We start from the raw sequence: 24,213 nt of genomic DNA, 5'->3' as shown, positions 1-24,213 counted from the left end.
ACGGGCGGCGACCGGCGGGCGGGCCGGACTGATCGAAGACGTTAACGCAGCAGCAGCCCCCCGCCAAGGTCCACGTTCGACCTTCACGACCCGGTGTCCCGACCGTGACCCGCGACCAGGCGATTTCCGAACCGCCGCCACCAGAAGTCGAAGGCCCCGCCCGGAAACCCGGACGGGGCCCATGTCGTGACGGTACGTCAGAACGACATGTCACGACAGCATGTCACGACAGCGCGCCACAACAGCACGTCACCGGCGCGTCAGACCAGCACGTCAGAACAGCCGGATCGGCAGCTCCAGCAGGCTGTTCACCACCAGCGACCCGCTCGACCGGAGCTCGGCGTCCGGCACCGCGAGCGACAGGTCCGGGAACCGCTCGAACAGCGCCGGCAGCGCGATCGCCGCCTCCAGCCGGGCCAGCGGCGAGCCCGGGCAGACGTGCGGGCCGTGGCCGAAGGACAGGTGGCGGCTCGGGTCCCGGGTGATGTCGAACAGCTCCGCCGTCACCCCGTGCTGCAAGGGGTCGCGGCCGATCGCGTTGTACGACACCAGCACCGGCTCGCCCGCCGGGATCACCACGTCGCCCACCGCGACGTCCTCGGCGGTGAAGCGGAACAGGAAGTTGCTGGTCGGCGGGGTCCAGCGGAGCGACTCCTCCACCACCGCGTCCCAGGACACCTTCCCCGCGCGCACCAGTTCCAGCTGCTCCGGGTGCGCCAGCAGCGCCCGCACCGCGTTGCCGATCAGGTTCACCGTGGTCTCGTGACCGGCCGCGATGATCACCCGCAGGGTGGCCGCCGCCTCCGCGTCGGTCAGCGCCCCGCCCTCGGTGTCGGCCGCCAGCAGCACGCTCGCCAGGTCCTCCCCGGGGGCCGAACGGCGCTGCGCCACCAGGTCGTTGACGAAGGCGTTCAGCCCGGCGATGGTCGCCTGGATGCCCGCCGGGTCCGGCTTGACGCCGAAGAACCGCTCGTACAGGTCGCGCAGCACGCCGTGCTCCGACTCCGGCACGCCCAGCAGCGAGCAGATCACCGTCATCGGCAGCGGGAAGGCGAAGGCCGTCTTCAGGTCGACCTCCGCCTCCCCCGCCGCCAGGGCGTCCAGCAGCGCGTGGGTGATCTCCTCGACCCGCGGACGCATCAGCTCCACCCGGCGCGGGGTGAAGGCGTGCGCGACCAGCGCCCGCAGCCGGCGGTGCTCGGCGCCGTCCGTGGTCACCATGCTCGGGCCGGGCACCGCCAGGCCGATCAGCGGCCAGGTCTTCGGCACCTCGCCGCGCTGGTAGGCCCCCCAGTGCGCGGCGTCCTTCACCACCCGGGCGTCCGTCAGCAGCTCGCGGGCCGCCGCGTGCTGCGTCACCGCCCAGGCGGCCACGCCACCGGGCAGCTCGATCGGCACCACCGGGCCGGCGGCCCGCAGCAGGGCGCCCTCGGCCGCGTTGTCACGGGCCAGCGGGTCGAGGACGATCGGGGCCGGGGCAGCAGTCATCGCAACTCTCTTTCGGACGACGGGCGTCGACGGGTCCCGGCCGATCGGGCCGGGTGTCGACGGACAGCGACGGGTGTCGGCGAACGGCGACGGGTGTCGGCGAACGGCGACGAACGTCGACGGATCAGGCCTGGTGGCCCGGGGTGAACGCGACCGGCAGCGCCACCAGCCCGCGCACCCAGGCCGACGGCCGCCACACCAGCGCGTGCTCCGCCACCGCCAGCCGCAGGTCCGGCAGCCGGTCCAGCAGCACCTCGATCGCGGTGGTCGCGATCACCTCGGCCGCCTCCTGCGCCGGGAACGGGCAGCCGTGCTCGCCGTACGAGTAGCTCATGTGCGCCCGGTTGCCCTCGGCCGGGCGGCCGTCGGGCTGCCGGACCGACGGGTCCGCGTTGGCCCCGGCGAAGCCCAGCAGCACCATGTCGCCCGCGCCGATCCGCTGACCGCCCAGCTGGGTGTCCCGGACCGCCCAGCGCCCGGCGAAGATCTGCGTCGGGGTGTCCTCCCAGAGCGCCTCGTTGAGCGCCTGGCTGATGCTGCGGCGGCCGCCCGCCAGCGAGGCGGCGAACCGCTCGTCGGTGAGCATCAGCCGCAGCGCGTTGGAGATCCAGTACGAGGACGGCTGGTGGCCGGCGATCAGCAGCACCCGCAGGTCGCGCATCACCTCGTCGTGGGTCAGCCCCGCCTCGTGCTCCAGCATCCGCGAGGCCACGTCGGCGCCGGGGTACTCGGCCTTCTCCTCGACCAGCGCGAGCATCAGCTCCAGCAGCCGCTGCGCGCCGGCCGGCGCGTCCGGGCCGCCGTCCAGCATCGCCAGCAGCGCCGCGATCAGCTGCGGCGCCTGCTCCTCGTCCAGGCCGAACACCCGGCACAGCACCAGCAGCGGCATCCGGTGCGCGTACTCGGCGACCAGGTCTGCCTCGCCGCGCCCGGCGAACTCGTCGATCAGCTGGTCGGCGATCTCCTCGGAGTGCTTGCGCAGCTCGTACGGGTCGATCCCGGCCAGCGCGTCGGTGACCGCGCGCGAACGCCGCACGTGCTCCTCGCCCTCGGCGTACAGGATCGAGGGCACCGGCGCCATCATCGGCTTCAGCGGCCAGTCGGCGGGCAGCGTCTCCCAGGCGTGCCAGCGGCTGGAGTCCCGGCCGAACAACTGCGGCTGCCCGGTGACCAGCTGCAGCTCGCGGTAGCCGATGACCAGCCACGCGGGCACGCCGCCGGCCAGCTCGACCGGGGCGACCGGGCCGTGCGCGGCACGCAGCTCGCGGTAGAGCTGGGCCGGGTCGGTCTGGAAGCGCGGCCCGTACAGCGGCGTGGCGCCGGCGTGCGCCGGGCAGCCCGGGGGCGGGGTGGCGGCGGGCTCGGTCACGGGGTGCTCTCCTCGTACATCGCGGTGGGGGCCGCTGCCGGGGCGACGGCCTCGTCGGTCCCGGCCAGGGCGGTCTCGTCGGCCCCGGCGGTCTCGTCGGCCCCGGCAAAGACGGCCTCGTCGATCCCGGCCAGGGCGGCCTCGTCGGCCCCGGCCAGGGCCGCCAGGTGGTGGACCAGTTCGATCAGCACCCGCTTGCCGGACTCGCGGTCACGCGCGTCGCAGTCCACCAGCGGCACCTCGGTCGGCAGGTCCAGCGCCTCGCGGACCTGCTCCAGGGTGTGGGTCGGCTCGCCGAAGTTGTTGCGGGCCACGATGAACGGGGTGCCGTGGTGCTCCAGCCGGTCGATCGCGTACCAGGACTCCTCCAGCCGCCGGGTGTCCACCAGGACGACCGCGCCCAGGGCGCCGCTGAACAGCCGGTCCCAGAGGAACCAGAAGCGCTCCTGTCCGGGCGCGCCGAACAGGTACAGCACCTGGCGCGCGGAGAGGGTGATCCGGCCGAAGTCGAAGGCGACCGTGGTGGAGCGCTTGCCCCAGTCACCGGCCGGGTCGATGCCCTCCCCCGCCCGGGTCATCACCTCTTCGGTGTTCAGCGGGCGGATCTCGCTGACCGAGCCGACCAGCGTGGTCTTGCCCACGCCGAAGCCGCCGACCACGACGATCTTCAGCGCGTTGTCGGCGGTCGCCCGCAGCGGGGTCCGCGGGGCGGCGGGCCGGACGTCAGAGCCGTTGGAGGCCATGCAGCACCTGCTTCAGCGTGTCGAGGTCGGGCAGCCGGGCCTTGTTCGGCGCGAACCTGGGGTGGCGGGCGGTGACCGCCCCGGACTCCAGCAGGTCGCCGAGCAGGATCTTCACCACCGAGATCGGCAGCGCCAGCTCCGCCGCCACCTCCACGACGGCGGTCGGGGCCTCGCACATCCGCAGGATCCGGACGTGCTCCGACTGCATCCCCGACGCCGGCTGCCGTTCGGCGACGATCAGGGTGACCAGGTCGAAGGCGTTCTCGGGGGAGCGGCTTCGGCCCTTGGTGATGGTGTAGAGGCGGTCCGGGTCGTCGTCGCGGCCCGGCAGCACCGGCCCGTCGGTCATATCCCCGCGCCCTCCTGTGTGGCGGCGCTCGGGCCGGCGGCGCCGTCCGGGGCTCCGGCCGCGGCCCCGTCCTCCGGTCCGCCCGCCGAGCCGTCCACCGGACCGCCCGCCGTGTCGCGGGCCGGCGCGCTGAGGTGGACGCCGATCTGCTCGATCAGGCCGTGCATGTTGTGGCCGACCACGCCGACGTCCGCCTCGTCGTCCGTGACCACCGCGAGGTGCGCGCCCTCGCCCGCCGCCACGATGCACAGGATGCCGCCGTGGAATTCGGTCATCGACTGCCGGACGCCGCCGCTGCCGTCGCCGAACTCGATCGAGGCGCCGTGCGCCAGGCTCTGCAGACCGGAGGCGATCGCCGCCAGCTGGTCGGCCTGGTCGGTGCTCAGCCCGGCCGTGTGGCAGAGCTTGAGGCCGTCGGCGGAGAGAACCAGGGCGTGCCGGGTGCCGGGGGTTGCCGCCAGCAGGTTTTCCAGCAGCCAGTCGAGGTCGCGATCGGGGGCGCTGCTCATCAGGTGTCCTTCTCGGTGACGGGGGAAGCGTCGGGCGTGGTGTCGGGGTCCGTGGTCGGCGTCGGGATCCCGGTGGAGCGCTGCTCGCCCTCCACCGGACGGGCGGCTGCCCGCCGGAACGCGCCGAACCGGGCGGCGGCGGTCGCCGCGTCGGCCCGTACGGGCTTCGCGGTCCGGTCGGCCGCCGGGGTGGTGGCCAGCGTCTGCCCGCGCCGGCGCTGCGGCAGGCCGCTGTCGGTCATCCGGGCGGGCGCGGGCGGCCGGGGGGCCGCGGCGAGGGGGGCGGGTACGGGCGGGGCGGCGAGCGCGGCCGGGGCGGTGAGCGCGGTCGGTGCGGCGGGCGCCGGCGGCAGGGGCGCGGGAGCCGGGCGGGCGGGGGTGAGCACGGGGCGCGCGGACTCCACGACCGGCGCCTTCGTCCGGGCGGACGCCGGGCCGGACACGGGAACGGACACCGGGGCGGGCGCCGGAGCCTGGTGCGTGATCAGCTGCTGCGGGATCAGCATCACCACCCCGGTACCGCCGCGCGCCGACGGCCGGAAGGAGATCTGCAGCCCGTGCTTGCGCGCCAGCATGCCGACCACCGCGAGGCCCAGCCGGGTACCGGCGGAGAGCGTGGTCAGGTCCAGCGGCTCGGCGGAGACCGCCCGTTCGGCCCGGCGGAGCCAGCTGTCGCCCAGGCCGAGGCCGCTGTCCTCGACGGTGACCGCCAGCCCGGCGGGCACCTCCTCGACGTAGACGTGCACCTCGGCCGGCGGGGCCGAGAAGTTGGTGGCGTTGTCCAGCAGCTCGGCCAGCGCGTGCATGACGCCCTCGGCGGCGTACCCGGCGACCGCGGCGGAGCTGGCGTTGTGCAGCCGCACCCGCTGGTAGGCGCCGATCCGGCCGAGCGCACCGCGCAGCACCGACTCCACCGCGATCGGCTTCGCCCAACGGCGGCCCGAGCGGGCACCGGTGAGCACCGCGATGCTGTCCGCCATCCGGCCCGCCTGGGCGGTCGAGTGGTCCAGGCTCAGCAGGTCGCCGAGGACCTCCTCGTCGTGCCGGTGCTGCATCTCGCGCAGCTCCGCGTGCATGCTCGTGGCCAGCGCCTGGACCCGCCCGGCGGCCGTCGCGCACACCGCGAGCGCGGCGGCCCGCAGCCGCTCGCCGCGGCCGATCTCCTCGCCGACGGCCCGCAGCAGCGCGTACTGGGGGTGCTTGCGGTGGGCGGCCAGCGCGCTGTCCACGGCCGCGCCCGCGCGCAGCCTCTCCACCACCTCGGGCAGGACCCCCTCGGCGATCAGGTCCAGCTCGGCGCGCTCCGCCTCGGCCCGCGCCCGCTCCGCCTCCAGGCCGGCCCGCTCGGCGTCCAGCTCGGCCCGCACCCCGGCCAGCTCGGCCCGCACCGTGGCGACGTCCGCCTCGGCCCGGGCCAGCTCGGCGCGGGCGGCGTCCCGCTCGGCCTCGGCCGCGCCGGCCCGTCCCCTGGCCGCCGCCTCGGACTGCCGGGCGGAGCCCGCGACGACGAGCGCCGTCATCGCCTCCTCGTGCTTCTCCGCCACCTCCTCGGCGAGCCGGCGGGAGCGCTCGGCGCCGATCGCCGCCAGACCGACGGCGATCAGCCAGAGGACGGCGACGGCGCCCACGGCGAGGGCGGTGAGCGGCTGGTTCGCGTCCAGGGCCCGGCTGACACCGACCGGTGCGGCGGCCAGTGCCAGCAGGACGGCGGCCGCCGTCAGGGCGACGGTGCGCGGCGCGGGCCGTCGGCTCGGCCGGCCGTCGGGGCTGGTGGCTTCTCTCATCGGTGCGGTCCTCGGCAACGTCGGCGGGCGGCGGGCGGCGGCACGGCGGCGGGTCGGCGACTCTCGCGACCGCCGACAGCTGGTCGGGCGCATGCCAGACCGCCCGGGGACGCGACGAAACGTCTCCGGGCGGCTGATCGGTTCACGCTTTCGGCCGATCATATCGATTCAGACATTGGCCTCAAGTGGCCAGTTGACGGGCAGTCTCCTTCATCCACGTCCCGTACACCGATTGACGACGCAACCGCCGCACCGCCGAGTGGCCGGATTCACACCCGCACGTTCACAGCCGATGGGCCACACCCGACGGTTCACAGCCGAACCGTCGTGCCATCGGTTCACGGCCGAATCCTCGTGCCCGAACGTTCACGCCCGAACGGTTCAGCCCAGCGTCCGCTCGACCGCCCGCCGGACGGCCCCCGGGTCCAGCCCGTGATCGAGGAGCACCCGCACCGCCGGCCCCTCCCCCTCCCCCTCCCGGAGCACACCCAGCAGCAGGTGCCCCACGCCGATCTCCCCCGACTTCAGCCGCAGCGACTCCCGCAGCGACAGCTCCAGGGCCTTCTTCGCCCGGGCCGTGAACGGGCTGCGCCCGACGGAGGAACCGCCGGAGCGGAACCAGCCCCGCCGCTTCGGCTCCTCCTCGGGCCGGACGTCCAGGGCCCCCTCCCCGAACGCCGACTCGACCGCTTCCCGCACCGCGTCCAGGTCGACCCCGATCGCCGCCAGGGCGGCGGCGTCGTCCCCCGGCCCGACCAGTCGGCGCACCGCCCGCCGCGCGGTCTCGTGGTCCAGGCCCGCCTCGACCAGGACGGCGGCCGCCGGGTCCTCCGGCACGCCGAGGATCGCCAGCAGCAGGTGCTCCGTCCCGATGTAGCCGTGCCGCAGTTCCCGCGCCTCCTGCTGCGCACCGGTCACCACCCGCCGGGCCCGTTCGGTGAAACGCTCGAACATCGCTCAACCTCCGTCCTGGTCGCCACCGGCGCCGCGCTTCGCGTACTTCTTGTGCACCGCTTGCCTGGTCACCCCGAGGCAGACCGCGATGTCCTGCCAGGACCAGCCCTGCGACCGGGCGTTGCCCACCTGCAGGGCCTCCAGCCGGTCCGCCAGGTCACGCAGGGCGCGGACCGACCGGAGCCCCACCGCAGGGTCACGACTGCTCGCCGCGGCCGCGAGTTCTCCGCTCTCGCTCATGCTGTCAACTTTGGTTGACAGCCACGACGATGTCAACCCCGGTTGACAAAACCCCGGCGTCAGCGCTGCCCGAACCTCCGCTCCAGCGCCTCCTCGAAGGTCCCCCGGCCCACCGCTCGCCCCGGCGCCAACAGCCCGCCCCCGCGCAGCCCCCGGCCCCCCGCCCCCGGAATCCACAACGGCAGCAGCACCCGCCGCTTGCCCGCCGCCCGCAGGTACGCCCGGGCCAGCTCCCGGTACGACCGCACCTGCGGCCCGCCCACCTCCGGCGCGAACCCGACGGGCTCCTCCCCCACCAGCCCGGCCACCGCCTCCGCCACCTCCCGGACGTCCACCGGCTGGAACCGCACCCCGCCGAGCACCGGGAACACCGGCAGCCGCACCCCGGCGTCGAAGAACCTCAGCAACAGGTCGTGGAACTGCGTGGCCCGCAGCACCGACCACCCCAGCCCCGACTCCCGCACCACCGACTCACAGGCCAGCTTCGCCCCGTAGTACGCGATCGGCACCCGGTCGATCCCCACGATCGACACGTACACCAGGTGCCGGACCCCCGCCTCCCGCGCCCGCGCCACCAGCGTCCGCACCCCGGCCACGTCCGCCTTCTTCTGCGTGGTCGCGCAGTCCACCACCACCTCGACCCCGGCCATCGCCTCCGCGATCCCCGCCCCGGTCACCAGGTCCCCGACCACCCACTCGACCCCGTCACCCCCGCCCCGCACCCGCCGGCTCAACCCCCGCACCGCCACCCCGCGCGCCACCAGCAGCCGCACCACCTCCCGCCCCAACGTCCCCGTCGCCCCGGTCACCAGCACCGTCCCGTTCACCACACCACTCCTCCCGTCGACTGCCCTTCCCCCTACAGACCGACCACGGCCCCGATCCGTGACATCGACGACATCGACGGCCCGGAAGAACGGAGGAGAACGCGAAAAGGCGGGGCGAGGACGTGAAGTCCTCGCCCCGCCTCAGGGATTCACCTCAGCGGGTGAAACCGGGGTCGAACGCGATCAGCTGCAGCCGCTGGTGGAGCCGCAGCCCTCGCAGAGGTAGCAGCTGCCGGCTCGGCGCATCTTGGTGCCGCAGGAGAAGCAGAGCGGGGCGTCGGCGTTGAGGCCGAGCTGAATCTCCATCAGCTCCGTGGAGTTGTGGGCCTGCTTCGGGGCGGCCGGCTTGGGCGCCTCGACGGCCGGGGCCGGCTTGGCGGCGACCACCGGGGCGGACTGGGCGAGCGACTCGGTGTCGAGCTCCTCGGCCTCCAGCGGCTCGTACGAGCCCGTCTCCAGGTGGCGCTGGCGCTCCTCGACGGAGTGGATGCCGAGCGCCGAGCGGGTCTCGAACGGCAGGAAGTCCAGGGCCAGGCGGCGGAAGATGTAGTCGACGATCGACTGCGCCATCCGCACGTCCGGGTCGTCGGTCAGACCGGCCGGCTCGAAGCGCATGTTGGTGAACTTCGAGACGTAGGTCTCCAGCGGCACGCCGTACTGCAGGCCGACCGAGACGGCGATGGAGAAGGCGTCCATCATGCCCGCGAGGGTCGAGCCCTGCTTGGACATCTTCAGGAAGACCTCGCCGAGGCCGTCGTCCGGGTAGGAGTTGGCGGTCATGTAGCCCTCGGCGCCACCGACCGTGAAGGAGGTGGTGATGCCCGGACGGCCCTTGGGCAGGCGCTTGCGGACCGGGCGGTACTCGACGACCTTCTCGACCGCGACGGGGGCCTCGGCCTGCTCGGCCTTGGCCTCGGAGTCCTTCTTCTTGGCCGAGAGCGGCTGGCCGACCTTCGAGTTTTCGCGGTAGATCGCGAGCGCCTTGACGCCCATCTTCCACGCCTCGAAGTAGATCTCCTCGACGTCCTCGACGGTCGCGGCGGCCGGCATGTTCACGGTCTTGGAGATGGCGCCGGAGATCCACGGCTGGATCGCGGCCATCATCCGCACGTGGCCCATCGGGGAGATGGTGCGCTCGCCCATCGCGCAGTCGAACACCTCGTAGTGCTCGGACTTCAGGCCCGGGGCGTCCACCACGTTGCCGTGCTCGGCGATGTGGGCGACGACCGCCTCGATCTGCTCGTCCTGGTAGCCGAGGCGCTTGAGGGCGCGCGGGACGGTGCCGTTGACGATCTGCATGGAGCCGCCGCCGACGAGCTTCTTGAACTTGACCAGGGCGAGGTCGGGCTCGACGCCGGTGGTGTCGCAGTCCATCATCAGGCCGATGGTGCCGGTCGGGGCGAGCACGGAGGCCTGGGCGTTGCGGAAGCCGTTCTGCGCGCCGACGCGCACGACGTCCTGCCAGGTCTTGTTGGCGGCCAGCCAGACCGGGGCGTCCAGCTCGTCGACCGAGACGGCGTCGAGCGAGGCGTCCGCGTGCTGCTTCATGACCTGCTGGTGAGCGGCCGCGTTGCGGGCGTAGCCGTCGTACGGGCCCACCACGCCGGCGAGTTCGGCGCCGCGGCGGTAGGCGGTGCCGGTCATCAGCGAGGTGATGGCGCCGGCCAGGGCGCGGCCGCCCTCGCTGTCGTAGGCGTGGCCGGTGGCCATCAGCAGGGCACCGAGGTTGGCGTAGCCGATGCCGAGCTGGCGGTAGGCGCGGGTGGTCTCGCCGATCTTCTCGGTGGGGAAGTCGGCGAAGCAGATGGAGATGTCCATCGCGGTGATGACCAGCTCGACGACCTTGGCGAAGCGCTCGGCGTCGAAGGAGTCGTCGTCGCGGAGGAACTTCATCAGGTTGAGCGAGGCGAGGTTGCAGCTGGAGTTGTCCAGGTGCATGTACTCGGAGCAGGGGTTGGACGCGTTGATGCGGCCGGACTCCGGGCAGGTGTGCCAGTGGTTGATCGTGGAGTCGTACTGGATGCCGGGGTCGGCGCAGGCCCAGGCGGCCTCGGCCATCTTGCGGAACAGCTTCTTCGCGTCGACGGTCTCGATGACCTCGCCGGTCATCCGGGCGCGCAGGCCGAATTCGGTGCCGTTCTCGACGGCGGTCATGAATTCGTCGGAGACGCGGACGGAGTTGTTGGCGTTCTGGTACTGGACGGAGGTGATGTCGTCCCCGCCGAGGTCCATGTCGAAGCCCGCGTCGCGCAGGGCGCGGATCTTCTCCTCCTCCTTCACCTTGGTCTCGATGAAGGCCTCGACGTCCGGGTGGTCGACGTCGAGGACGACCATCTTGGCGGCGCGGCGGGTGGCGCCGCCGGACTTGATGGTGCCGGCCGAGGCGTCGGCGCCGCGCATGAAGGAGACCGGGCCGGAGGCGTTGCCGCCGGAGGACAGCAGTTCCTTGGAGGAGCGGATCCGGGAGAGGTTGAGGCCGGCGCCGGAGCCGCCCTTGAAGATCATGCCCTCTTCCTTGTACCAGTCGAGGATCGACTCCATGGAGTCGTCGACGGACAGGATGAAGCAGGCGCTGACCTGCTGGGGCTGCTTGGTGCCGACGTTGAACCAGACCGGCGAGTTGAAGCTGAACACCTGGTGGAGGAGGGCGTGCGTCAGCTCGTGCTCGAAGATCTCGGCGTCGTCTTTGGTGGCGAAGTAGCCGTGCTTCTCGCCGGCGGCGCGGTAGGTGAGCACCACGCGGTCGATGATCTGCTTGAGGCTCCACTCGCGCTGCGGGGTGCCGACGGCGCCGCGGAAGTACTTGGACGTGACGATGTTGACGGCGTTGACCGACCAGAAGTCGGGGAACTCGACGCCGCGCTGCTCGAAGTTGATCGAGCCGTCGCGCCAGTTGGTCATGACGACGTCACGACGCTCCCAGCGGACCTCGTCGTACGGGTGCACGCCGGGAGTGGTGTAGATGCGCTCCGTCCGGAGACCGCCCTTCGGGGCCTTGGCGCCCTTGGCGACGGCCTTCTCGGACTTCGACCCGCGTGCGGAACCGCTCGTGGTGTCTGTCACTTCTCGCTCCTCCTCCTGGGCAAACGCCCGTAGTGCCCTGAAAAGTCCGGGCACCGCTGGTTCGTTCTTCCGGTGTGCGGGCAGGCGGAGACCCTGCCTGTTTTCGCACGGTTTGTAGTGTTCTGCGCGCCGTTTCCGGGCACGCGGGGGCCCCGTGGGGCCGTTGTGGTGCGGCTGGACCCCGCGGCGGGGGCCGGTGCGCCGGCGCCTCCTAGGGCGCGGCGGCGGGGACGGAGACGCAGGCGTCGTCCGTCTCCGGGGTGAGGGGCCGCTCGGCGCGGAGTTCCGCGATGGCGACCTCGAAGTCTTCCAGTCCGTCGTAGGCCTGGTACACGCTGGCGAAGCGCAGGTAGGCGACCACGTCGAGTTCCTTGAGCGGGCCCAGTATGGCCAGGCCCACGTCGTGGGTGGTCAGCTCGGCGCTGCCGCTGGCCCGCACGCACTCCTCGACCCGCTGGCCGAGCTGGGCGAGCGCGTCCTCGGTGACCGGTCGGCCCTGGCAGGCCTTGCGGACGCCGGTGATGACCTTCTGCCGGGAGAACGGCTCGGTGACGCCGCTGCGCTTGATGACCATCAGCGCGGCCGTTTCCACGGTGGTGAAGCGGCGGCCGCAGTCCGGGCACTGCCGGCGGCGGCGGATACAGCTGCCGTCCTCGGTGGTCCGGCTGTCGACAACGCGGCTGTCGGAGTGCCGGCAGAAGGGGCAGTGCACCTGGGGATCCCTCCCTGGCAGATCGTGCGGACCTCTTGAGTCTATGCGATGTGCCCCCGGCCTCGGCAAGCTGATCATGCGCGGCAACCACTAGTACTGGGCACGGAGAGGACTGTAGCCACTACATCTAGGTCTCCGGGGGAGGTGACACCCCTGGCGTGTCGGCGCCGATTAGACTGCCCGGGTCGGGTTCTGGTCGAACATTTACTCGATGTACAACAAAGCCTTGATCGAGTCAGCCAAGTCCCGAATAATTCACTCGAACGTGTGTTTGGCGCAACCTTTCGATAGGAGGTGCGTTGGGCTGGAAAAGGGAGAGGACAGCCGTCGAGAGGGGCCGCCGTGAACACGATCGAAAGCAACACCATCCCGGTGCAGGAACACTCCCAGTTCAAGGTGGGGCAGCGCACCACGAATCAGCAGAGCGTGGACATCAGCATGGACCGCAGCGAAGACCACCGCCTCTCCGGTACGGCCCTTTCCGGCTCGAACCGGGTGCCCGACCAGCCGATCGAACACTCCGCCACCATGGATGACTCCCACCCCTCGCCCGCCCGGGCGATGCCCGGCCGCCCCCCCGGCATCCGGACCGACGAGGCCGGGCTCACCGAGCGCCAGCGCCGGGTGATCGAGGTCATCCGGGACTCCGTCCAGCGCCGGGGCTACCCGCCGTCCATGCGCGAGATCGGCCAGGCCGTCGGCCTGTCCAGCACCTCCTCGGTCGCGCACCAGCTGATGGCCCTGGAGCGCAAGGGCTTCCTGCGCCGGGACCCGCACCGTCCGCGCGCCTACGAGGTCCGCGGCGTCGAGGTGGCCCGTCCCAACACCGCCGAGACGGCCGGGCGCCCGTCCACCTCGTACGTGCCGCTGGTGGGCCGGATCGCCGCCGGCGGGCCGATCCTGGCCGAGCAGACGGTCGAGGACGTCTTCCCGCTGCCCCGCCAACTGGTCGGCGAGGGCGAGCTGTTCGCGCTCACCGTGCGCGGCGACTCGATGATCGAGGCGGCCATCTGCGACGGCGACTGGGTCACCGTGCGCCGCCAGCCGGTCGCCGAGAACGGCGACATCGTGGCCGCGATGATCGACGGCGAGGCCACCGTCAAGCGGCTCAAGCGCGAGGACGGCCGGATCTGGCTGATGCCGCACAACCCGGCGTACGAGCCGATCAACGGCGACAACGCGACCATCCTGGGCAAGGTCGTCGCGGTCCTGCGCCGCCTCTGAACAGCGCCCGCGGTCCGCTGCCCCCGCGGGGTCACGGCGGCCCCGCGGGACCGCCCAGGACCACCCCCAGGCACCACCCACGCACCACGACACCGGGAAGGGGCTCACCGCTCACGCGGCGAGCCCCTCCGGCGTTCCGTCTCCCCGGGCCGCCTCAGCGCCGGCCGCCTCAGCCCCGCTTCGCCACCGGCCGCACCGGCGCCGCCGAGGCGTCGATCGCCGCCAGCGAGCGGCGCACCTGGTTGCGGTCCGTGGTGTACCAGAACTCGGGCATCGAGGAGCGGAAGAAGCTCCCGTACCGCTTGGTCTCCACCCGCGGGTCGAGCACCGCGACCACCCCGCGGTCGTCCGCCGCGCGCACCAGCCGGCCCGCGCCCTGCGCCATCAGCAGCGCCGCGTGCGTCGCGGCGACCGCCATGAAGCCGTTCCCGCCGCGCTGTTCGACGTCCCGCTGGCGGGCGCTCATCAGCGGGTCGTCCGGCCGGGGGAACGGGATGCGGTCCATCACGACCAGCTGGCAGGCCGAGCCGGGCACGTCCACGCCCTGCCAGAGCGAGAGCGTGCCGAACAGGCAGGTGGTGGCGTCCGAGGCGAACTCCCGGATCAACTCGCCCAGGGTGTCCTCCCCCTGGAGCAGGATCCGGTGGTCCAGCCGCTCGCGCATCGCCTCGGCGGCGGTCTGGGCGCCGCGCATCGAGGAGAACAGGCCCAGCGTCCGGCCGCCGGCCGCGTCGATCAGCTCGGCCAACTCGTCGAGCATGTCCGGCCGTTCGGGGTCTCGCCCGGGGTCGGCCAGGTGCTTGGCGACGTACAGGATGCCCTGCTTGGGGTACTTGAAGGGCGAGCCGACGTCGATCCCGCGCCAGTGCGGCACGGCGTCCTCGCCGAAGCCGGGGCCGGGCTCCGGGTTGTCCCCCTCCGTGCGGGCGTCCGGCAGCCTGGTCTCGGAGGGCAGGCCGACCGAGGCGGCGACGCCGTTGAAGTCCCCGCCGAGCTTGAGCGTGGCCGAGGTGAGGACGACCGAGCGCTCCTTGTACAGGCCCTCGCGCAGCAGCCCGGAGACGCTCAGCGGGGCGACCCGCAGGGAGGCGGTGCCCAGTCCGTAGCGGTCGCTGCGCTCGATCCAGACCACGTCGTACTCGGAGCCCTCCAGCAGCCGTTCGGCGGTCTCGTGCAGCGTCTCGGCCGAGGCCATCGCCTGCTTGCGGACGGCGTCCTCGTCGCTGAGCCCCTTGTCCCTGGTCTCCCCGAGCGAGGTGATCACCTGGCGGGCGGCGTCCCGGATCGCGGTGACCGCGTAGGCCAGGTACTCGGGCAGTTCCTCGACCCGGCCGGGCTGGGCGGTCTCCATCAGGCCGTGGTAGTTCTCGGCGGCGGCCTGGAGGAGGTCCACGGCCTTCTCGTTGGCGAGCCGGGCGGCCCGCTTCACGGCCCGGTTGACGGCGCCGACGGTGAGCTCGGCGGTGGCCGCGCCGGTGACCCGGTTGACCAGCTCGTGGGCCTCGTCGACGATCAGCAGCCCGTGCTCGGGCAGCACCGGCGCGCCCTCGATCGCGTCGATGGCGAGCATCGCGTGGTTGGTGACCACGACGTCCGCGAGCTTGGCGCGCTCCCGCGCCTTCTCGGCGAAGCACTCCTGCCCGTAAGCGCAGCGGGTGGCGCCCAGGCACTCCTTGGAGGTGACCGAGAGCTGGGCCCAGGCCTTGTCGGAGACGCCGGGGCTCATGTCGTCCCGGTCGCCGGTGTCGGTCTCGTCGGCCCAGTCGCGCAGCCGCAGCACGTCCTGCCCGAGTTTGCCGGTGGGCCCGCCGAGCGCGTCCACCGGGTCGAACAGGCCCTCGCCCTCCTCGCTCGGGGTGCCCTCGTTGGCCCGGTGCAGGCACAGGTAGTTGGAGCGGCCCTTGAGCATCGCGAACAGCGGGCGGCGGCGCAGCACCGGGTGCAGCGCGTCCACGGTGCGCGGCAGGTCGCGCTCCACCAGCTGGCGCTGCAGGGCCAGGGTGGCGGTGGCGACCACCACGCGGTCCCCGTGGGCGAGCGCGGGCACCAGGTAGGCCAGGGACTTCCCGGTGCCGGTGCCGGCCTGGACGAGCAGGTGCTCGCCGTGGTCGACGGCGTCGGCGACGGCCTCGGCCATCCGGACCTGGCCGGGGCGCTCGACGCCGCCGACGGCCGCCACCGCGGCGTGCAGCAGTTCGGGGATCCGCGAGCGCGGGACGGCGACGGCTTCCTCGGCCTCGTCGCCGAGGTCCACCGCCCGCTGGGATTCGGAGTCGTGGGATTCGGAGTCGTTCGTCATGACCCTCCCACCCTACGGGGCGGGGGTGACAATCCGGTCCCGTCGCGCGGGAAGCCGCACGTCCACGGCCACCAGGGCGTTCGGTACGGTCCCGAACCGGGCGGCGTGCGGGCGGTGCGGGCGGTCCTGGTAGCCGTCGAGGAGCAGCCGGTTGCGGTTGAGGCAGAGCCGGTCGATCCGGGGCCGGAAGAGGTCGAACAGCTCGAAGCGCTCGCGCAGCTCGGGGAAGCGGTCCTGGTGGCGGAGGACCTCGGCGCGCAGCAGGGCCCAGAACTCGGTCTCGGGCAGTCCGGTCTGCGCCTCCAGCAGCGGGGCGAGGAAGCGGAAGACGCCGATGAACAGCCCGGAGTGGATGAACTGGCAGAGCCCCTGGGCGCCGTCCCGCAGCAGCACGTCGGCGACCTCGGCGGGCACCTCGCTCAGCTCGGGCAGGTCGGCGTTGCTGAGGTTGACGTCGTCGACGAAGTCCTTGACCGCGAGCCGGCTCGGGGCGTCGCGCCGGTCGAAGACCACGATGGCGTTCTCGCCGTGCGGGGAGAAGACCAGCCCGTAGCGGTAGAGGAAGTGCAGCAGCGGGGGCAGCATCGCGGCGAACAGCCGGCCGGTCCACTCGGCCGGGGTGAGGCCGGAGCGGGCGATCAGCTCGGCGGCGAGCGCCCGCCCGTCGGAGCCGGTCTGCAGCAGGGCGGCGAGGGTGCGGGCGCGTTCGTCGTCGTCCAGGAAGGGGCCGAGCGGTTCGCGCCAGATCGCGCCGAGCAGCTCCTTGTACTGGTAGGGGGCCTCGGGCATCTCCCGGTAGACCGGGTGGTCGACGGTGACGGAGGCGATCTCGCCGAGCAGGATCACCCGGCACTCGTCGCGCAGGAAGGGGTCGGCGTCGCGCAGGCCGTGCAGCCAGGCGGTGACGGCGGGCGCGGCGAGGGTGCGTTCGGTGGGCAGGCCGCGCCAGACCAGGGTGTTGAGGATGGACAGCGGCAGCTTGACGGTGCAGCGCTCGGGGCGGGCGGTGTTGAAGAAGGAGCGGATGGACTGCTGGGGCAGTCGTGGGTCGCCGTCGGTGGGGAGCGGGACGATCTCGCCGGAGGCGATCCAGGGCGCGAACAGCGGCAGGACCGTCTCGTCCCACTGCCAGGGGTGGACGGGCAGCAGCAGGTAGTCGTCGGCGTCCGGGCCGAGCGCGGCGCGCAGCGCGTCCACGTCGTCCAGCTCGCGGGCGTACAGCTGCTCGGGCCGTTCCAGGCCGGGCACGCCGCGGTACTCGGCGAGCCGGCGGTGGACGGCGATCCAGGGCAGCGGGCGCGGGCTGCGGGCCTCCGGGGCCCAGCGGGCGGCGTCGGCGGCGGAGAAGCCGATCCGGCCCTTGTTGGGGACGATCCAGGGGTGGCCGCCCTGCCGTCCCTCCAGCGCGGCGTGGTCGAGGTCGGCGAGTTCGGCGGCGGTGAGGGCGGTGGCGAGCTGGCGGGCGTCGGCGGTGAGGGTGGCGGAGAGCTCGCGGATCAGGTGGGCGGTGGTCTCGCCGCGCATCCCGAGGGTCTGCCGGGCGTACGGGAGGAAGCGCAGCGGGTCCAGGCCGTCCGGTGCGGAGCAGTGGATCGACTCCGGGTCGACCTGCCAGCCGTCGTAGGCGCCGCGCCGGGCGGTGAAGCGGTACTCGGCCTCGGGGAGCTTCAGCAGGTACTCGCCGTCGAGGGCGCCGGGGACGGGCTTGAGCAGTTCCTCGTAGGCGAACTCGCCGAGCATCTTGGCCAGCAGGGCCCGGCCGGCCCGCTGCCAGTGCCCGGTGGTGAGGTGCGGGGGCAGGTAGAGCGGCGGTTCAGCGGCCGGCTGTTGCGGCACGGGTCAGCTCCTGGGGGCGAGGGAGGACGGGGGTCCGGTCGAGGGGGGCGGGGGCGGGCGGTGCGAAGCCGGTCCAGGCGGTGCGCTCGGGCAGCCGGTGGACGGTCCGGCCGGTGACGGCGTTGAGGATCACGGCGGCCCGGTGGGCGCCGAGCCCGAGGTCGGGGGTGCCGACGCCGTGGGTGTGCAGTTCGGCGTTCTGGACGTAGAGGCCGCCGGTGAGCCCGGGCCGGGTGGCGACCCGGTGGTCGAGGTCGACCCGGTAGCGGCCGGCCTCGTCCCAGTCGATCAGGTCGGCGAGCGGTTCGAGTGCGGCCGGCCGGGCGGCCCGGTAGCCGGTGGCGAGCACCACGGCGTCGGTGCGCAGGACGTGCTCGGCGCCGGAGTCGGTGTGCCGGCAGTGCAGTTCGAGGCCGCCGCAGGGGCCGGGGCGGGTCCCGGTGACGGCCGTGCCGGGGGTGATCTCGACCGGGGCGGTGTCGATCGGGCGGCCGATGGTGCGCTCGTAGAGGTGGTCGTGGATCTCGGCGAGGGTCTCGGCGCTGGCGGCCTTGTGCAGTTGCCACTGGGCGGTGACCAGGGCGTCCCGGACCGGGCCGGGCAGGCCGTGGAAGTAGCGGGTGTAGTCGGGGGTGAAGTGCTCCAGGCCGAGCTTGGAGTACTCCATGGGGGCGAGCGCCCGGGTGCGGGTGAGCCAGCGCAGCCGGACGCCGTCGCCCTCGTGGCGGCGGAGCAGGTCGAGGAAGACCTCGGCGCCGGACTGGCCGCTGCCGACCACGGTGATGTCCCGGGCGTCGGCCAGGCCGGCGCGGCGGTCCAGGTAGTCGGCGGAGTGGAAGGACCGCGGGTGGCCGGCCAGGCCGGCGAAGGCCTCGGGCAGCACCGGCCGGGTGCCGACGCCGAGGGCGAGGTTGCGGGCCCGTACGGTGGACCGCCGGCCGGTCGCGGTGTCGGTCAACTCGACCCGGTAGCAGGGCTCTTCGCCCGGCGCGGCGTCCCAGTGCAGGGCGGTGACCTCGGTGCCGAAGCGGCAGTTGGCCAGCCGCTCGGCGGCCCAGCGGCAGTAGTGGTCGTACTCGCGGCGCGGCAGCTGGAAGCGCTCGGCGAAGTAGAACGGGAACAGCCGGTCCTGTTCGCGCAGGTAGTTGAGGAAGGACCACCGGTTGGTCGGGTCCACCAGGGAGACCAGGTCGGCGAGGAACGGCACCTGCATCCTGGCCCCGTCCACCAGCATCCCGTGGTGCCAGCGGAACTCCGGGCGCTGGTCGCAGAAGAGCGTGCGCAGGCCGGGAACGGGCTCGGCGAGCGCGGCGAGCGAGAGGTTGAACGGACCGATGCCGACGCCGAGCAGGTCGTACGGCGGCGGCGGTGCGGGGGTGTCCACGGGGTGTCCTAGGCGGGGTCGGGGCCGGGGCCGGGGTCGGACGGGCCGGGGTGAGCCGGACCGAGGTGAGACGGGCCCGGGCCGGGGGCGCGCGGCCGCACCATCAGGGCGGCGCGCTTGTCGGGCAGGTCGAGTTCGGCGGCCGCCCGGAACCCGGCCCGTTCGAAGGCCCGGACCGAGCGCCGGTTGCGGACGTCCGGTTCGGCGACGACCCGCTGGCAGGACGGGCGGCGGCGCAGGATCCGCTCCGCGAGGGCGGCCAGCAGGACGGCGCCCAGTCCCCGGCCGCGGCTGGCGGCCGGGCCGAGCAGCAGGTGGACGCCGGTGTCGTGCGGCCGGGCGGGGTAGTGCGCGGCCAGCGGGTCGAGGTCGGCGCGGTAGACCTCCCAGTAGCTGACCGGCTCGCCGTCGAGCAGGCCGAGGCAGGGAACGCTGCGGCCGTCGCCGTCCAGCTGGGCCCGGACGTGCCGCCCGGTGACCTCCGGCGGCCCGGCGAGCTCCCAGAAGGCGGCGACCTCGGGGTCGTTCATCCATCCGGCGAGCAGGTCCAGGTCGGCCGGCAGCCGGACCGGGCTGAGCCGGAACTCGCCGGCCGGGGTGGGGATCGCGCCCCACCCGGGCAGGTCGTCCAGCATCAGCCGCCCGCCACCGGGTTGGGGATGTCCACGTAGACGGACTGGCTGGCGACCGGGCCGACCAGCTCGTCCATGCCGTTGATCCGGGTGAGCAGGTTGGCCTTGCAGGGCAGCGTGGGCGCCTCCAGCAGCAGCCCGGGCAGCGCCGAGCCGGTGGCGGCGGCCCGCGGCCCGGCGAGGAAGCGGCGCAGCGCGGCCAGCAGCACCGGCTCCTCGGCCAGCCCCTGGGAGCCGAGGGCGCCGATCAGGCCGAGCACGTGGTTGATGCCGAGGTAGTAGGCGAAGTGGTGGTCGATCACCGGGTCCGGCAGGAAGGTGTCGCTGTCGGCGCCGAGCCCGGGCAGCCGGGCGGTGAGCCGCTCGGTGGCGCTCTCCCGGTAGTAGTAGCCCTGGTTGTCGCGGTAGCGGCCGCCGCTCGGCCAGCCGTCCTCGTCGAGCAGGACGAGGCTGTTCTGCTGGTGCGCCTCCAGGGCGATGCCGCCCCGGCCGTCCAGCCAGAGGATGGGCAGCACGACGGCGTCCAGGTAGCGCAGGAACCATTCGGCGGCGACGGTCGGCAGCGGGCGGCCGCTGCGCGCAGCGAGCGCCCGCAGGATGTCGCCGAGCCGGGACGGCACGGTGTCGCCGGTGCCGAGCGGCTGTTCGGCGACCAGCCCGGCGACGCACAGCGCGCGCTCGGCGGGCGCGAAGGGCTGGGCGCGCAGCACGGTGTCCAGGCCGCCCGGGTCGCCGAGGGTCGGATGGTCGACGCCGATCCAGGCCGGGTCGCGGACGATGTCGAAGCCGGGGTGGGCGGCCCGCCACTCGGCGGCCAGCCCGCTCTCCAGCAGCCGGTGCATCTCCAGGCCGCGGTGGAGTTCCTTGCGGAGGTTCTCCCGGCGGGAGTTGGTGATCCGCAGGCCCAGCGAGAGCTTGAGCATCCAGGGGGTGCCGGGCCGGTAGACGGTGCGCACCGAGGAGGTGGGGTGCCAGGGCTCGCCGGCCGGGCCGAGGTCGTGCAGCAGCCCGTCGGCGAGCAGCGCGGCGACGGCCGGGCGGTGGGCGAGTTCGCGGGCCTGCCAGGGGTGCAGCGGCAGGGCGGCGGTGCCGGGCGGCAGGGCGAGGCGGCCGTCGAGCAGGCCGGCGGTGAGCTGTTCGGCGCTCTCGGCGACGGCGGAGCCGGCGGCGAGCAGTTCCCGGTCCACGGCGTACCAGTGGAGTTGGAAGGAGCCGTGCAGTTCGGGCGAGTAGGCGACGCTCTGGGCCGGGCCGAGGCCGTCGCGGCTCTTCGGGGTGGGGTGCAGCGGGTGGCCGAGCAGCAGGGACTGTTCGGCGGCGAGGAAGTGGGAGCGTTCCGGGCCGCCGGGCTCGGCGGCGGTCCGGCGGTGGGCGAGGATCTCGGCGGTGCGGACGACCGAGTCGGCGACCCGGGCCGCGAGGTCGGCGACCTGCCCGGGGTCGGGGCGGTCGGCGGCCGCGGCGGCGAGCAGCGCGGCGGCGGTGACGGCGTCCACCGGGGCGGCGGCCCCCTCCCCCGCCGCACCGCCCTGGCCGGCCGCGAGGCTGGCCGGGCCGAAGCGGTGCCAGCCGCCGGGCGACCAGTAGCGCACCGGGGCGGTGAGCCGGGCGGCACCGCCGAGGACGGCGATCCGCAGCCGGCCGTCGGGGCCCGGCCGGGCCCCGGTCTCCCGGGCCCAGCAGCGCAACAGGGCTTCCAGGGCGGCCTGTTCGGCGGCCACGGCGGGATCGGGGTGCAGCAGCGGGTCCGGCTCGGGCCGCCCCTGGCCGCCCGCCTCCGGGTGCTCGGGCCGCTGCGCCGACGCTCTCCCCCGGCCTTCGACCGGGGGTGCCCCCACCGTTCGCTCCTCGCTCGTCGCTTGCGGTGTCCGCTCGCCCTTGGACGCCCGGGGGGGCTCCGTCGGCTGCGGCGGTTCGGGCGGGGCTCCGGTGAGGGCGGTGCTCAAGGCTGCTCCTTGGGGCGCGTGGGGGTGCGGACGCGCTCTGCGGTGGAGGGGGCGGCGGGCGCTCGCACCGTCGCGTCAGGTAAGGGTTACCTATCCCTGAGGGGTGATCACAAGGACCGCTCACTCGTCCGGGTGAGAATCGGGGATTGTCCGCCACCCGGGCGAAAGGGCCTGCTGTGCCAACGAGCCGACCGGGCCCGCGTCACGGATCGGAGTCCTCCGGCCCGCGCCGCAACCCGGGGGGCGGGCACGGCCGTCCTCATCCCCGATGGAAGACTCCAGGACGGCGGGCCGCCGCGGCACGGACCGGCCGGACACGGACGAGCCGTCACCGACCGGACCCGCACCGCCGACCGGGCGCCGAGCACCGAGCAGCCACAGAGCGACAACAGCGCACCGAGCACCGAGCACCCAGCACCGAGCACCGACAGAAACCACAGACCGACCGAGCACAGGGGGAAGCGCACAGATGCCTACGATCCACCGGTCAGCCCTGGCCGCCGCCGCGGTCGCGGGAACCCTGCTCGCCGTGAGCGCCTGCGGGCCGGACGGCCCGGCGGGCGACGGCGGGGGCAGCGCCGCGCCGCCGCCCTCCTCGGCCGCGGCGAGCGGCGGCGCGGGCGGAGGCGGCGTGATCGGCGGGATCACCCTGCCGTCCGGCCTTCCGACCGGTCTGCTGGAGGGCCTGCCGAAGACCTGGGACGACCTGAAGAAGTGGAAGTTCGAGGACTGGGACACCTGGGCGTCCAAGCACGTCTTCAACAACCCGGTGGTGAAGGACTTCTGGGACCCGGACAAGATGGGCGACTCCAAGCCCGCCGACCCGGCCCCGCCCGCCAGCAAGCCCTCGCCGGCCACCCCCAAGCCCGGTGACGACGGGGTGACCGACCCGGAGCCCGCGGTGGTCAACGCCGTGGCGGTGCCCCGCCCGTACACCAAGCAGCCCTCCGGCAAGGTGTTCTTCTCCGCCAAGGGCGGCCGCGGCAACTGCTCGGCGACGGTGATCGCCGACCCGCAGCACCCCGGCAGGAGCAACCTGGTCTGGACGGCCGGCCACTGCGTGCACGAGGGCAAGGGCGGGAACTTCTACAAGGACCTGGTCTTCGTGCCCGCCTACAACAACTCGGGTGCCTCCAGCGGCGGCAAGCGCGCCCCGCTGTCCGAGCTGGCCCCGCTCGGCACCTGGTGGGCCGACCAGGTCACCACCTCGCCGCAGTGGATGGTCGAGGGCGGCGGCACCGGGGACGCCGCCAACCAGTACGACTTCGCCGTCATGCGCGTGCACAACCAGAACGACACCGGCAAGTCCCTGGAGGAGACGGTCGGTTCGGCCGTCCCGGTGTGGTTCGACGCCCCGCGCGACAAGCTGAACGTGTCGGCCACCGGCTACCCGCTGCTCAAGCCGTTCGACGGCCAGGAGCTGTACAGGTGCGACGGCGGCAAGCCGACCCGGCTCTCCTTCGACGCCAAGCGCCCCACGATGCTCACCATCGGCTGCAACATGACCCAGGGCTCCAGCGGCGGCGGCTGGTTCGCCACCATGCCCGACGGGAGGACCGCCCTGGTCAGCAACACCTCGATCGGGACGCAGGACCACACCTCGCTCAGCGGCCCCTACCTGGAGGCGGTCGCCAAGCAGGCCCTGGACTGGATCTCCAGGAAGCAGTGATCCGCCACCGGGGGGCGGTACGGGAACACCAGCACAGCACGGGGGACGATGGAGCATGCCGAGAACCACCAACCGGGGGCGCCGGGCCGGGACGGCCGGCGCCGCGCTGCTCGCCGTGACCGCCCTCGCCGCGGCCGGCTGCGGCCCGGACGGCCCCGCCAGGCCCGCCACCCCGCCCCCCGCCCTGCCCAAGTCCGCACCGACCAGCCTGGGCGACCTGACGGGCTGGAAGCTGGAGGAGTGGACCAAGTACGTCGCGGAGAGCGGGTTCGCCAACGAGGCGGCCCCGGGCGCCTGGACGACCGCCCGGATGGACGCCGCCAAGCCCCGGCCCACCCCGGAGTACTCGCTCACCGCCACGGCGGCCCCCGGTGTCGAGCGGGACGCCCCGCCCGCCGCCGTGCCCGCCCAGCCGCAGCCGCACCCGTACGGGCAGGCCACCGCGGTGGTCGGCCGGCTCTTCATGACCACGCCGCAGGGCGACGCGGCCTGCTCCGCCACCGTGGTCTCCGACCCGGTCAACCCCGGCCGCAGCAACCTGGTCTACACCGCCGCGCACTGCCTGCACGACGGCAAGGGCGGCGGCTGGCTGAAGAACCTGGTCTTCGTGCCCGGCTTCAACCGGGACGGCCGGGCGACCCGCGGCAAGCCGTACCCCGACGCGCTGGCCGCCCCGTACGGCCGGTGGACGGCGGTGCGCGCGCTGGTGTCGCCGACCTGGCTCCAGGAGAGCGGCGTGGGCGCCCACAACCAGTTCGACTACGGGGTCCTGCGGGTGCGCGCCGAGAACGACACCGGCAAGTCCCTGGAGGAGACGGTCGGCGGCTCGGTCCCGGTCTGGTTCAACGCCCCGCGCGACCAGATCACCTCGGTCGCCGCCTACGGCTACCCCGCCGAGCGGCCCTTCGACGGCACGGAACTGGAGCACTGCGACTCCCCGGCGCCGCCCGTCCGGCTCTCCTTCGACCGGACCCGCCCGCCGATGTACGTGCTCGGCTGCACCATGACCGCCGGTTCGAGCGGCGGCGGCTGGTTCATCACCAAGGACGGCAAGCCCAACCTGATCAGCGTCGGCGCGATCGGCAACCGCAACCCGGCCGGCTACCAGGCCGGGCCCTCCCTGCAGGAGCAGGCGAAGCAGGCCTTCGACTTCTTCGCCAAGAACGTCCGCTGACCTCCCGGGCA

18 protein-coding genes and 2 pseudogenes are annotated in these 24,213 nt (G+C 73.7%); 3 read left to right on the top strand and 17 right to left on the bottom strand.

What is annotated here, in order from left to right; all coding sequences use genetic code 11:
* Positions 1-273: 273 nt before the first annotated feature.
* The 12 genes and pseudogenes from IE332_RS29730 to nrdR all read right to left on the bottom strand — a co-directional run bounded on the left by IE332_RS29730 (position 274) and on the right by nrdR (position 12,038).
* Positions 274-1,488, bottom strand: a complete 1,215-nt coding sequence (locus IE332_RS29730) for a cytochrome P450 family protein (protein ID WP_189922341.1) — start codon at positions 1,486-1,488, stop codon at positions 274-276.
* Between the two features lie 124 nt (positions 1,489-1,612).
* A complete protein-coding gene (locus IE332_RS29725) occupies positions 1,613-2,857 on the bottom strand; it encodes a cytochrome P450 (RefSeq protein ID WP_189922339.1) in 1,245 nt (414 codons plus the stop codon).
* A complete protein-coding gene (locus IE332_RS29720; protein ID WP_189922337.1) occupies positions 2,854-3,600 on the bottom strand; it encodes a GTP-binding protein in 747 nt (248 codons plus the stop codon). Before IE332_RS29720 ends, IE332_RS29725 begins: the two co-directional genes overlap by 4 nt.
* The gene (locus IE332_RS29715; RefSeq protein ID WP_189922335.1) at positions 3,581-3,949 is read right to left on the bottom strand and encodes a DUF742 domain-containing protein; all 369 of its coding nucleotides are present in this window, start codon (positions 3,947-3,949) and stop codon (positions 3,581-3,583) included. The genes IE332_RS29720 and IE332_RS29715 overlap by 20 nt, the downstream gene beginning before the upstream one ends.
* Positions 3,950-4,053: 104 nt before the next feature.
* Positions 4,054-4,458 (bottom strand): annotated as a pseudogene (locus tag IE332_RS29710) (roadblock/LC7 domain-containing protein); the annotation flags it as partial.
* Complete coding sequence (locus tag IE332_RS29705; RefSeq protein WP_229929019.1) at positions 4,458-6,242, bottom strand: sensor histidine kinase; 1,785 nt, start codon at positions 6,240-6,242, stop codon at positions 4,458-4,460. The gene IE332_RS29705 and the pseudogene IE332_RS29710, both read right to left, overlap by 1 nt.
* Positions 6,243-6,623: 381 nt before the next feature.
* Positions 6,624-7,010: a Clp protease N-terminal domain-containing protein gene (locus IE332_RS29700; RefSeq protein ID WP_505744310.1), complete on the bottom strand. Its 387-nt coding sequence runs from the start codon at positions 7,008-7,010 to the stop codon at positions 6,624-6,626.
* 36 nt (positions 7,011-7,046) lie between these two features.
* Positions 7,047-7,196: pseudogene (locus IE332_RS42580) on the bottom strand (Clp protease N-terminal domain-containing protein); the annotation flags it as partial.
* A 3-nt stretch (positions 7,197-7,199) separates the two neighbouring features.
* On the bottom strand, positions 7,200-7,436 hold the full coding sequence (locus tag IE332_RS29695; RefSeq protein ID WP_189922329.1) for an RNA polymerase subunit sigma-70: 237 nt from the start codon (positions 7,434-7,436) through the stop codon (positions 7,200-7,202).
* Between the two features lie 59 nt (positions 7,437-7,495).
* A complete protein-coding gene (locus IE332_RS29690; RefSeq protein WP_189922327.1) occupies positions 7,496-8,263 on the bottom strand; it encodes an SDR family oxidoreductase in 768 nt (255 codons plus the stop codon).
* Positions 8,264-8,446: 183 nt separating this feature from the next.
* Complete coding sequence (locus IE332_RS29685; RefSeq protein ID WP_189922325.1) at positions 8,447-11,326, bottom strand: vitamin B12-dependent ribonucleotide reductase; 2,880 nt, start codon at positions 11,324-11,326, stop codon at positions 8,447-8,449.
* Between the two features lie 211 nt (positions 11,327-11,537).
* Complete coding sequence (nrdR, locus tag IE332_RS29680) at positions 11,538-12,038, bottom strand: transcriptional regulator NrdR (protein ID WP_189922323.1); 501 nt, start codon at positions 12,036-12,038, stop codon at positions 11,538-11,540.
* Between the two features lie 528 nt (positions 12,039-12,566).
* Here nrdR and lexA point away from each other — a divergent pair.
* Positions 12,567-13,262 carry a transcriptional repressor LexA gene (gene lexA / locus IE332_RS29675; protein WP_189922451.1) on the top strand — a complete coding sequence of 232 codons (696 nt, stop codon included), beginning with the start codon at positions 12,567-12,569 and terminating at the stop codon, positions 13,260-13,262.
* A gap of 169 nt (positions 13,263-13,431) precedes the next feature.
* On the opposite strand, the gene IE332_RS29670 is transcribed toward lexA, so the two are convergent.
* Genes IE332_RS29670 through IE332_RS41340 form a run of 5 tightly spaced genes read right to left on the bottom strand, consistent with a single transcriptional unit; the run spans position 13,432 to position 21,251 of the window.
* Positions 13,432-15,561, bottom strand: coding sequence for an ATP-dependent DNA helicase (locus IE332_RS29670; protein ID WP_189922321.1), 2,130 nt, complete (start codon positions 15,559-15,561; stop codon positions 13,432-13,434).
* 12 nt (positions 15,562-15,573) lie between these two features.
* The gene (locus IE332_RS29665) at positions 15,574-17,397 is read right to left on the bottom strand and encodes an IucA/IucC family protein (RefSeq protein ID WP_308437614.1); all 1,824 of its coding nucleotides are present in this window, start codon (positions 17,395-17,397) and stop codon (positions 15,574-15,576) included.
* Entirely contained in the window at positions 17,375-18,781 is a 1,407-nt protein-coding gene (locus IE332_RS29660; protein WP_189922319.1) for a lysine N(6)-hydroxylase/L-ornithine N(5)-oxygenase family protein, read from the bottom strand. The genes IE332_RS29665 and IE332_RS29660 overlap by 23 nt, the downstream gene beginning before the upstream one ends.
* Before the next feature lie 8 nt (positions 18,782-18,789).
* Positions 18,790-19,524: a GNAT family N-acetyltransferase gene (locus IE332_RS41345; RefSeq protein WP_229929030.1), complete on the bottom strand. Its 735-nt coding sequence runs from the start codon at positions 19,522-19,524 to the stop codon at positions 18,790-18,792.
* Positions 19,416-21,251, bottom strand: a complete 1,836-nt coding sequence (locus IE332_RS41340) for an IucA/IucC family protein (RefSeq protein WP_229929017.1) — start codon at positions 21,249-21,251, stop codon at positions 19,416-19,418. Before IE332_RS41340 ends, IE332_RS41345 begins: the two co-directional genes overlap by 109 nt.
* 577 nt (positions 21,252-21,828) lie before the next feature.
* Here IE332_RS41340 and IE332_RS29650 point away from each other — a divergent pair.
* Positions 21,829-23,028 carry a trypsin-like serine peptidase gene (locus IE332_RS29650; protein ID WP_189922317.1) on the top strand — a complete coding sequence of 400 codons (1,200 nt, stop codon included), beginning with the start codon at positions 21,829-21,831 and terminating at the stop codon, positions 23,026-23,028.
* A gap of 55 nt (positions 23,029-23,083) precedes the next feature.
* Entirely contained in the window at positions 23,084-24,202 is a 1,119-nt protein-coding gene (locus IE332_RS29645) for a trypsin-like serine peptidase (RefSeq protein WP_189922315.1), read from the top strand.
* Positions 24,203-24,213 lie beyond the last annotated feature (11 nt).

The sequence above is a fragment of the Kitasatospora xanthocidica genome, from assembly GCF_014656195.1.
Classification (GTDB): Bacteria; Actinomycetota; Actinomycetes; order Streptomycetales; family Streptomycetaceae; genus Kitasatospora; species Kitasatospora xanthocidica.
The sequence above is the reverse complement of the archived record's forward strand: the minus strand, read 5'-3'. Positions and strand labels throughout refer to the sequence as shown.

Coding starts and splice junctions, on each gene's coding strand:
- IE332_RS29715 (WP_189922335.1), bottom strand. CDS start 3,949: ATGACCGACGGGCCGGTGCTGCCGGGCCGCGACGACGACCCGGACCGC.
- IE332_RS29650 (WP_189922317.1), top strand. CDS start 21,829: ATGCCTACGATCCACCGGTCAGCCCTGGCCGCCGCCGCGGTCGCGGGA.
- IE332_RS29705 (WP_229929019.1), bottom strand. CDS start 6,242: ATGAGAGAAGCCACCAGCCCCGACGGCCGGCCGAGCCGACGGCCCGCG.
- IE332_RS29670 (WP_189922321.1), bottom strand. CDS start 15,561: ATGACGAACGACTCCGAATCCCACGACTCCGAATCCCAGCGGGCGGTG.
- IE332_RS29730 (WP_189922341.1), bottom strand. CDS start 1,488: ATGACTGCTGCCCCGGCCCCGATCGTCCTCGACCCGCTGGCCCGTGAC.
- IE332_RS29645 (WP_189922315.1), top strand. CDS start 23,084: ATGCCGAGAACCACCAACCGGGGGCGCCGGGCCGGGACGGCCGGCGCC.
- IE332_RS29695 (WP_189922329.1), bottom strand. CDS start 7,436: ATGAGCGAGAGCGGAGAACTCGCGGCCGCGGCGAGCAGTCGTGACCCT.
- lexA (WP_189922451.1), top strand. CDS start 12,567: ATGGATGACTCCCACCCCTCGCCCGCCCGGGCGATGCCCGGCCGCCCC.
- IE332_RS29720 (WP_189922337.1), bottom strand. CDS start 3,600: ATGGCCTCCAACGGCTCTGACGTCCGGCCCGCCGCCCCGCGGACCCCG.